Origin of the sequence: Lutibacter sp. (genome assembly GCF_040883305.1) — a bacterium.
In the GTDB taxonomy this organism is placed as follows: domain Bacteria; phylum Bacteroidota; class Bacteroidia; order Flavobacteriales; family Flavobacteriaceae; genus Lutibacter.
In genome coordinates, this window is the sequence record NZ_JBFLKT010000211.1 from 1 (window position 1) to 9,663 (window position 9,663).

Genomic DNA, 9,663 nt, shown 5'->3' on the forward strand with positions numbered 1-9,663 from the left:
TCAAACATTTGTTTTTTAAAGAAAAATTCATCGGTAGTATTCACTCTATTGTCACCTTTTAAAGAGTAGGTTAAACCTGTTTTCTGAATTGCATTATTTTTCGCCCCATTTTTACCTGTAAACGGATAAATTCTATCCATATTTAATTGTAAAGAGGGCAATGTCATTGTAATTTCTTCGGTGTTGGTATTTTGAGAGTGTGTAACAGATAATGACATATTAAATGGAGTCCCCACAAACTTTTTATAATATGAAACGGAAGAACTTAAATTATTATTTAAAAAGGCATTTGTATTGTATTCATTATTAGATTGTTTGTAGTATTTACTACTTCCCATGTTTACTGAAGCTGAGAATCTAGCATTTGGACTCGCTTTTGCGTCTTGTGAATGGCTCCATCTTATATTGTAATTCGTAGTTTTGGAATAATCGTCAAATCCTTTTAAACTATTTGTTAAATTTTCATATCTAAAATTAAAGTCACCTGAAAATTTATAGCGTTTTGCATATCCGGATTCAGCTCGTAATCCCCAACTTCCGTTGGTATAAATATCTCCCAAAACGGCTAAATCAAAATTATCATTTATAACAAAGTAGTAACCACCATTTTGTAAAAAATAACCTTGTCTGTTATTTTCTCCCCAAGTAGGCATTAAAAAACCTGAAGTTCTTCCTTTTGTTAATGGAATATATGCAAAAGGTAATACAACTGGTGTAGGAACATTAGCAATAACTAATTGACTTGACCCAGCAACTAATTTTTGATCTTTAATAAATTTAGCTTTTTTTATTTTAATGTAGTAATCTGGATTTTCTTTATCGGAAGTTGTAAGTCTAATATTTTTAATATAAATAACAGAATCGTTATGTTTTTTACTTTCTTCTCCTAAAATAATAATGCCTTGTTGTTCAGTTCTTAAACTCCATATTTTTGCTTTTTCACTTTTAAAATTAAAGATAATAGTATCTTGTGTAGATTCTTGGTCGCCCTGTTTAAATACGGGAAGCTGAGAATAGACACCAACACTATCTTTAATCCCTTTGGCAAATACAGAACTTGTATTATTATCAATTTCAATATAACCCGCTTTTAAATCAATATCCTTATAAATAATATGAGCATTGTCATATAATATAATTTTATTATTTAAAATATCTTGACGTATTAAACTATCAGCGCTATGTTCAATAATACTTTCCAGTAATTCTACAGGTTTTTTTATAGAATCTTTAGGTTTTACTTGAATAGAATCAATTTGTTTGTTTTTTAAAGTGTCGTTTAATTGCAGATTTTTTATAGTATCTTTTTTAATTGCAGCAATTGTATCGGTAGATTGCTGTTTAATTTCTTGAGAATAAACAGCTGTATTGATAAAGTGAGTTACACTTATCAATAAAAATATTTTATATATTTTATTAATGTTCGTTTTAATAATTAATATTTTTTGTAAAAATACTATTTAAATTGGGCTGATAGCGTAAGTTTTTTTAATTTAGCTTTTAAGCATTCAACCACAATTTTTATGTTTGTAAATGTATGGCTCAATAATTGTATCACCAAATAACAGTTGCCAAAAATAATTAAAATTATTTATGAACTCACTACTCTTTTCTAAAATTAAAATATCAACGATATTCTTACGAGTTTTCGTATTTTTTTGTGTCATTCTTTTTAATAATAATAACCTTTTAGCCCAAAAAACAGAATTTATTGTAGTACTTGATGCTGGTCACGGAGGAAAAGATCCAGGGAAAGTAGGTTATAAAGCTATGAAAGAAAAAGATATTGCTTTAAAAATTGTGCTTCAAGTTGGAAAAATGCTCGAAAAAAGGGAAAATATAAAAGTAATTTATACCAGAAAAACGGATGTATTTATAGGTTTAAAAGATCGTGGTAAAATTGCAAATAAAGCAGATGCTGATTTGTTTGTGTCAATACATTGTAATGCACATTCCTCAAATGCTTATGGAGCAGAAACATGGGTATTAGGAACCCACGCAAACAAACAGAATTTTGAAGTTGCCAAAGCAGAAAACTCCGTTATTGAGTTAGAAGATAATTACAAAGTAACTTATAAAGGCTTCGATCCAAATTCTCCGGAGTCTGTTATTGGGCTAACTCTAATGCAAGAAGAATATTTAGATCAAAGCATACAATTGGCAAGTATTATTCAAAATGAATTTACAACAAAATTAAAAAGAAAGGACAGAGGTGTAAAACAAGCTGGGTTTGTGGTATTACATCAAACTTATATGCCAAGTATATTAATAGAAACCGGATTTATTACAAATAGTAAAGAAGGACTTTATTTAAATTCTAAATTAGGGCAGCAAAAATTTTCAGAATCTATTTATAATGGTCTAAAAAAATATATTAACCAACTTACCTTAAATACTGTGCAAGGTGATGCTATTGCCGAAGTTTCAAAAACAACAAAAGAAGCAATAAATAAGCAAGAAATAGAAAATTATAAAGATGTTGTATTTAAAGTTCAAATAGCCTCTGGTTCTAGAAAACTAGAAACAAAGTCATATAATTTTAAAGGTCTTAGAAATGTGGATCGAGTTAAAGTTGGAAATAGTTATAAATATTATTTAGGCAATACTTCAAGTTATTCTGAAATTGAAGAATTTAGAAAAATTGCTAAAACTAAAGGATATAAAACTGCATTTATAGTCGCTTTTAAAAATGGTGAAAAAATTTCTGTTGAAGAAGTTTTAAAAAAATCGTAGTATTTTTACCATTTACTCACAAAAATTATTAGTAATATTGCCTTAAAAATTATATTATTTTGAAAATTTCCAGAGAATTTAAAACCGGAGTTGTAGCAGTACTTGTAATCGCATTATTTATTTGGGGTTATAACTATTTGAAAGGACTAAATTTATTTGATGGTCCAATAAAAACCTATTTCACAGAATACCATCATGTGCAAGGTTTAAATACAGCAAGTGTTGTAACAATAAATGGGGTTGATGTTGGAAAAGTTGTGAATATTAAATTTCATAAAAGCGAAGAAAAAAGAGGTACATTAATTGTTGAATTTAGTGTTGAAAACGATTTTGAATTTTCAAAAAATAGCGTTGCAAAAATTTATAGCGCCAGTTTAATGGGCGGAAAATCTCTAGCAATTGTACCTTCTTATGAAGGTGAAACAGCACTTCCAGGAGATTATTTAAAAGGTGAAATAGAATCGGATTTGTTCTCTTCTGTAACTGAAAAATTAAATCCACTACAAGCAAAAGTTGAAAGTGTAATTAAAAGTGCAGATTCTTTAATGACTGGTTTAACAGATGTTTTAGATCCTAAAAGCAGAGAAAGTTTAAAATCCAGTATTTTAGAATTAAATGCAACTGTTACAAATTTTAAACATGCTTCAGCAAATGTAAATGAATTGATTAAAAAGAATGATGATAAGTTATCAAAAACGCTGGATAATGCTGAGTTAATGACTGCTAATTTGGCAAAACTTTCAGACACGTTAGTAAATGCTAATTTAGGTTTAACTATTAAAAATTTAGAAGATACAATTGGTAATATTAATAGTGTCTTGGCTGGTTTAGAAAATGGAGAAGGCACGCTTGGAAGATTGTTAAAAGATGATGAGATGTATACTAATTTAACCAACGCCTCAAAAGAATTAGAGGAATTGTTAAATGAAATGAAATTACATCCAAAACGTTTTGTTCACTTTTCATTATTTGGTAAAAAAGATAAAGGCTATAATCCAGAGCAAGAGGAGTAAACAAATTTCAAGTTATTGTTTAAATTAGCAATTTCACGTAAAAGAATGTTCTACCATCAATAAATTAAAAAGTATGAATTATATTGACAACATAGCATTTGCAATTCTTCTTATTATTGGAGTTGGTTTTTTTGCTAAAAATGTAAAAAAACTTATTAGAAATATAAAACTTGGTAAACAAGTAAATAGAATTGATAATTCAGCAGATCGTTGGAAAAATATGGCAATGATTGCTTTAGGACAATCTAAAATGGTAAAACGTCCAATTGCAGGAATTTTACACATTGTAGTTTATGTTGGTTTTATAATTATCAATATTGAAGTTATTGAAATAATTATTGATGGACTTTTTGGAACGCATAGAGTTTTAAGATCTATGGGAACTAATTTTTATAGCTTTTTAATTGCTTCGTTTGAAATATTAGCATTATTAGTCCTAATTTCTGTTGTAGTTTTTTGGATTCGAAGAATGGTTTTGAAAATTCCTCGTTTTTGGAATAAAGAAATGAAAGGTTTTCCAAAAAATGATGCCTTATACATCTTATATTTCGAAATGGTGTTAATGTCGTTATTTTTAATAATGAATGCTACAGACGTTCCATTTCAACAAGCAGATGCTGGAAATCCAATCAGTCAATTTTTAGTGCCATTTTTTGAAAACTTTAATGCAGGAACACTATTTTATATAGAACGCACTGCTTGGTGGTTGCATATTGCAGGTATATTGGTGTTTTTAAATTATTTATATTACTCAAAACATCTTCATATTTTATTGGCATTTCCAAATACCTATTTTGCTAATTTAAACCCAAAAGGACAATTAAATAATTTAGAAGCTGTTACCAATGAGGTGAAAATGATGCTCGATCCAAATGCGGATCCATTTGCTGCTGCACCACAAGGAAGTGAAGATGAAATTCCTGAAAAATTTGGAGCAAGTGACGTAGCAGATTTAAATTGGGTGCAATTGATGAACGCTTATACGTGCACAGAATGTGGTAGATGCACCTCGGCTTGTCCTGCAAATATTACCGGTAAAGAACTTTCACCCAGAGCTATTATGATGAAAACGCGTGATAGATTAGAGGAGGTTGGGAAAAACATCACTAAAAATGGTGAGTTTAAAGATGATGGAAAACAATTATTAAATGATTTTATATCTCCTGAAGAAGTTTGGGCGTGTACTAGCTGTAATGCTTGTGTTGAGGAATGTCCGGTAAATATTGATCCTTTATCAATAATTATTGATTTACGTAGGTATTTGGTAATGGAAAAATCTGCCGCTTCGCAAGAATTAAATATGATGATGACGAATATTGAGAACAACGGGGCTCCTTGGCAATACAACCAAATGGATAGATTAAATTGGAAAGACGAATAATACTACTATAAAAACTGAAATAAACACAGAATGAAAAAAGAAGATGTTGAAAAACTATTGCACGACAAAGTAGAAGATGGATTGCATATTAGTCCTATTTTACCTGAAGGAATTAAAAATTATTTAATAGATATTGATGGAACAGTAACAGAAGATGTTCCTAATGAAGAACCAGAAAGAATGGGAACTTGCGAGCCTTTTCCTGATGCGTTAGCCACATTAAATAGGTGGTTTGATGAGGGGCATATAATTTGTTTCTTTACATCAAGAACTGAAGAGCATAGAGAAGTAACTGAAACGTGGTTAAATAAACATGGGTTTAAGTACCATAGTTTATTAATGGGAAAACCTAGAGGAGGAAATTACCACTGGATTGATAATCATTTAGTTAAAGCAACACGTTATAGAGGTCATTTTACAGATTTAGTTGAAAAAGAAGTAACTATAGAAGTTTTTGACGACGGAAAACACGAATAAAAATTAAAATATAAAGACATGAACGTACCTACAATGGCAGAAATGGCTGCACAAGGTAAACAACCAGAAGTTTTATTTTGGGTTGGTTGTGCAGGAAGTTTTGATGATAGAGCAAAAAAAATAACAAAGGCATTTGTTAAAATTCTAAACAAGGCCAAAGTAGAATTTGCTGTTTTAGGCACCGAAGAAAGTTGTTCAGGGGATCCTGCAAAAAGAGCAGGGAACGAGTTTTTATTTCAAATGCAGGCTATGACTAATATTGAAGTTTTAAATGCTTACGAAGTAAAAAAAATAGTAACAGCCTGTCCACACTGTTTTAACACACTTAAAAATGAATATCCTCAACTTGGTGGTAACTATGAAGTTGTACATCATACAGAATTGTTAAAATCGTTATTAGACGATGGAAGACTTACAATTGAAGGAGGACAATTTAAAGGAAAAAAAATAACATTTCACGACCCTTGTTATTTAGGACGGGCAAATGATGTTTATGAAGCCCCACGCGATTTAATTAAAAAGTTAGATGTAGAATTAATTGAAATGAAACGCTGTAAGACCAACGGTTTATGTTGTGGAGCAGGTGGAGCTCAAATGTTTAAAGAACCTGAAAAAGGAACTAAAGATATTAATGTTGAACGTACCGAAGAAGCTATTGAAGTAAAACCAGATATTATTGCAACTGGTTGTCCTTTTTGTAATACTATGATGACTGATGGTGTTAAAACTACAAATAAAGAAACTGAAATTGAAGTGTTGGATATTGCAGAATTAATTGCAAATGCAGAAGATTTATAATATTTAAATTCTATAAGTTTTATATAATTAATTTGATTATAGATTTTTTATATAATTTAAAATGTCATTCCAGCGAATCCATATGTCATTCCTGTGGAGGCAGGAATCCAAAACACTCACTCACTCTAATAGTTTTATAAATGTTCGAAAACATTGAAATTACTTCTCAATTACCCGATGTTTCTCAACTGGATTTTAAGCCTATTGATAAAAAATATTTAATAGTTTTACTTTTAAATTTTGGTATTGTTGCAATTGTACTTTTTGTAGGATTGTATTTTTTGATTAGTAAAAATTTAGAAGCACATATTCCAGAATACACATCTTATTTATACCTATCATTGACTTTTTTATTAAGCATATTTTTACTTTTTTTAGTACTTGGCTTTTATAAGAGGAAGTTTGCTGTGAGAGAAAAAGATATTTCTTATAAAAAAGGAGTTTTAGTGCAATCTATTACTACAGTTCCATTTGCCAGAATACAGCACGTAGAATTGGAAGAAAAACCTTTTTCTAGACTATTTAAACTAGCTTCAATAAAAATATTTACTGCAGGAGAAAGTGGAGGAGATTTAAAAGTAAATGGTCTTCCAAAAAAAGAAGCAAAACAAATAAAAGAATTTATTACCCATTTTATTAATGACTAATACATTCGATTTTTCTGAATTTTCAAGACAATCTTCAAAAGGAATTATTGTAAATTATTTTGTAATTTTATATAAGTCGTTAAAATCTTCTTGGGTATTAATACCAATTTTACTTACCAAAGACACATCTGAATTAAATCTCACAAAAATTTTATTAGCAGTTTTAGCAATTCTAATTTATATTTTAATTAGGGCAATTTTAGTCTATTTAAATTTTAAATTTAAAATAAAAGACAACGCTTTTATATTAAAACAGGGAATTTTAAATAAATCGAACATTTCTGTTCCTTTTGAAAAAATACAGCATATAAACTTCAAACAAAATTTTATTCAACAATTAATTAATGTTACACAAGTAGAAATTGAAACCGCTGGGGCAAAAACTGTAGAAATCTCCATAAAAGCACTTTCAAGAGAAAAAGCTATAGCATTAAAAAAAGCATTGTTTGCTAAAATGCAGGAAGTAGTTGCTTTTGAAAATAGTGAACCTACAAAAGAAATACTTCATAAAATTACAATTGCAGAGTTGTTTAAAGTTAGTATTTCAGAAAATCATTTTAAAAGTTTGGCTTTGTTGTTCGCTTTTATATTTTCAGGATATGTACAAGTAAAAGATTTTTTAGAAACATTAGAACTAGATGAGAAATTTGATACAATACTAGAAGAGAATGCAAATTCACTTATTGGTGATCTGTTTTTAATGTTGATTCTATTTGCCGTTAGTTTTGTTATTTCAGTAATAATTTCTTTTGTAACAACCTTTGTTCGTCATTTTAATTTACAAGTTTCAATAGAAAATAACACATTAGAAATTAATCAAGGTTTAATTACAAAACAAAATAATATTATAAAAAAGCAGAAAGTACAAAGTATTGAGGTACTTACAAATCCAATTAAACAAAAATTAGGTATTTATAATGTAATTTTTAAGCAGGCAGTAAGCGGTAAAATTAATTACAAAAAAATAATTAAGGTTGTTGGTTTTAATAAAGAACACATTAATGTTTTAAAAAGTGTACTTTTTTTAAATACTAATTTTATTAATGAAGTAAAACATAAACCTGATGCTTATTACAAAGTACAATTATTTTTTAGAAGCTTTTTGTTTTTAGCAATTTTGAATATTGTTTTTTTATTAATATCCAATAAATTATTTTTTATAAACTTCTTATTAGTACCTTTTTTAATTGCTTTGGTGTTTTTGAAGTATAGAAAAAGTTATTATTACTTTAATAAAGATATGTTAGTTATAGGTTCTGGTCAAATTGCTACAAATACTACCTATTTTGAACATTTTAAATTGCAACATATTAAGATGAAACAAACTCTTTTTCAAAAGAGGAAGGACGTTGTAAATTTGATAATACAGACAGCATCTGGAAAAATTATTTTACCTTGCGTAAAAACAAGTAAAGCAATAGAAATGTATAATTGTATGTTGTATAAATCAGAAACTTCTACTAAAAAATGGATGTAAAAAGTTATGTACAAGCTGCACGTTTAAGAACCTTACCGTTGTCGGTTTCTGGAATAATTATAGGTAGTTTTATTGCTGCCTCTAAAGGATTGTTTAACTGGAAAATATGCTTATTAGCATTATTAACCACTGTAGGTTTTCAAATTATTTCAAATTTTGCCAACGATTATGGCGATGGGGTTAAAGGAACCGATAATAAAGATAGAATAGGGCCAGAGAGAACTGTACAAAGTGGCGCAATATCTCCTAAGCAAATGCGAACTGCTATTATTGCTTCAAGTATAATTACATTTTTAATTGCAATTTTACTAATTTTTGTTGCCTTTGGAAAAGATGATTTTTTAAACTTAATTATTTTCTTTTGCCTTGGAATTGCTAGCATTGCAGCAGCAATAAAATATACTGTTGGTAAAAAAGCTTATGGTTATAGTGGCTTTGGAGATTTATTTGTTTTTTTGTTTTTCGGTTTGGTTAGCGTCATCGGTAGTTATTATTTGTATTCAAAACAATTAAATATTACCTTAATATTACCTGCGTTTTCTGTAGGGTTTTTAAGTATTGGAGTGTTAAATCTTAATAATATGAGAGATAGAGCATCTGATATTAAATCTGGTAAAAAAACCTTGGTTGTTAAAATGGGAAATGAATCTGCTAAATATTACCATTATTACCTGCTATTTACTGCATTTTTATTTGCCATACTGTATACAATAGTGCATTATAATTCACCTTATCAGTTTCTGTTTTTAGTTACACTTTTACCAATTTTAAAACATTTTAACGTTGTAGCTAAAAATAAAAAGCCAAAATTGTTAGATCCGGAATTAAAAAAACTTGCACTCACAACATTTTTATTTTCAATATTATTTGGAATAGGTTTAATAGTTTAATTTTTTTTTGGTAATATATATTACAATAATATAAAATATAAAAGATATATTTGTCTTTTATTATTTATGGATTCGTGAAAAATCAGTTTTTAGCAATATTTTTTTATTTACTTTATTTATTGGCAATGGTGCGTCCTATAATGCCAATTATTGAGTATTATGGTAATTACGATTATATTGCAACAGAATTGTGTGAAAATAAAGACAAGCCTTATTTAGAATGTAATGGTAAATGTTATTTAGAGAA

9 protein-coding genes and 1 pseudogene are annotated in these 9,663 nt (G+C 28.4%); 9 read left to right on the top strand and 1 reads right to left on the bottom strand.

Features of this window, described 5'->3' with window-relative positions; genetic code table 11:
* The coding region (locus AB1Z17_RS06645; RefSeq protein WP_368051013.1) for a putative LPS assembly protein LptD at positions 1 to 1,394 on the bottom strand (1,394 nt) is incomplete at its 3' end.
* Positions 1,395 to 1,593: 199 nt separating this feature from the next.
* Between AB1Z17_RS06645 and AB1Z17_RS06650 the strand changes: the two genes are divergently transcribed.
* The 9 genes and pseudogenes from AB1Z17_RS06650 to AB1Z17_RS06690 all read left to right on the top strand — a co-directional run.
* Positions 1,594 to 2,733 carry an N-acetylmuramoyl-L-alanine amidase gene (locus tag AB1Z17_RS06650; RefSeq protein WP_368051014.1) on the top strand — a complete coding sequence of 380 codons (1,140 nt, stop codon included), beginning with the start codon at positions 1,594 to 1,596 and terminating at the stop codon, positions 2,731 to 2,733.
* A gap of 59 nt (positions 2,734 to 2,792) precedes the next feature.
* Positions 2,793 to 3,746 (top strand): MlaD family protein, encoded by a 954-nt coding sequence (locus AB1Z17_RS06655; RefSeq protein ID WP_368051015.1) that lies wholly within the window; start codon positions 2,793 to 2,795, stop codon positions 3,744 to 3,746.
* A 73-nt stretch (positions 3,747 to 3,819) separates the two neighbouring features.
* A complete protein-coding gene (locus tag AB1Z17_RS06660; protein WP_368051016.1) occupies positions 3,820 to 5,127 on the top strand; it encodes a 4Fe-4S dicluster domain-containing protein in 1,308 nt (435 codons plus the stop codon).
* Between the two features lie 30 nt (positions 5,128 to 5,157).
* Positions 5,158 to 5,604, top strand: a complete 447-nt coding sequence (locus AB1Z17_RS06665; RefSeq protein ID WP_368051017.1) for a phosphoheptose isomerase — start codon at positions 5,158 to 5,160, stop codon at positions 5,602 to 5,604.
* An 18-nt stretch (positions 5,605 to 5,622) separates the two neighbouring features.
* A complete protein-coding gene (locus AB1Z17_RS06670) occupies positions 5,623 to 6,402 on the top strand; it encodes a (Fe-S)-binding protein (protein ID WP_368051018.1) in 780 nt (259 codons plus the stop codon).
* Between the two features lie 140 nt (positions 6,403 to 6,542).
* Positions 6,543 to 7,049, top strand: a complete 507-nt coding sequence (locus AB1Z17_RS06675; protein WP_368051019.1) for a PH domain-containing protein — start codon at positions 6,543 to 6,545, stop codon at positions 7,047 to 7,049.
* Positions 7,042 to 8,526: a PH domain-containing protein gene (locus AB1Z17_RS06680; RefSeq protein WP_368051020.1), complete on the top strand. Its 1,485-nt coding sequence runs from the start codon at positions 7,042 to 7,044 to the stop codon at positions 8,524 to 8,526. The genes AB1Z17_RS06675 and AB1Z17_RS06680 overlap by 8 nt, the downstream gene beginning before the upstream one ends.
* Positions 8,517 to 9,416, top strand: coding sequence for a 1,4-dihydroxy-2-naphthoate polyprenyltransferase (locus AB1Z17_RS06685; protein WP_368051021.1), 900 nt, complete (start codon positions 8,517 to 8,519; stop codon positions 9,414 to 9,416). Before AB1Z17_RS06680 ends, AB1Z17_RS06685 begins: the two co-directional genes overlap by 10 nt.
* 50 nt (positions 9,417 to 9,466) lie before the next feature.
* A pseudogene (locus AB1Z17_RS06690) lies at positions 9,467 to 9,663 on the top strand (hypothetical protein); the annotation flags it as partial.

Bases quoted from the DNA above. Each gene is read 5' to 3' on its own strand.
- AB1Z17_RS06660 (WP_368051016.1), top strand. From the start codon at position 3,820: ATGAATTATATTGACAACATAGCATTTGCAATTCTTCTTATTATTGGA.
- AB1Z17_RS06680 (WP_368051020.1), top strand. From the start codon at position 7,042: ATGACTAATACATTCGATTTTTCTGAATTTTCAAGACAATCTTCAAAA.
- AB1Z17_RS06675 (WP_368051019.1), top strand. From the start codon at position 6,543: ATGTTCGAAAACATTGAAATTACTTCTCAATTACCCGATGTTTCTCAA.
- AB1Z17_RS06670 (WP_368051018.1), top strand. From the start codon at position 5,623: ATGAACGTACCTACAATGGCAGAAATGGCTGCACAAGGTAAACAACCA.
- AB1Z17_RS06665 (WP_368051017.1), top strand. From the start codon at position 5,158: ATGAAAAAAGAAGATGTTGAAAAACTATTGCACGACAAAGTAGAAGAT.
- AB1Z17_RS06650 (WP_368051014.1), top strand. From the start codon at position 1,594: ATGAACTCACTACTCTTTTCTAAAATTAAAATATCAACGATATTCTTA.
- AB1Z17_RS06685 (WP_368051021.1), top strand. From the start codon at position 8,517: ATGGATGTAAAAAGTTATGTACAAGCTGCACGTTTAAGAACCTTACCG.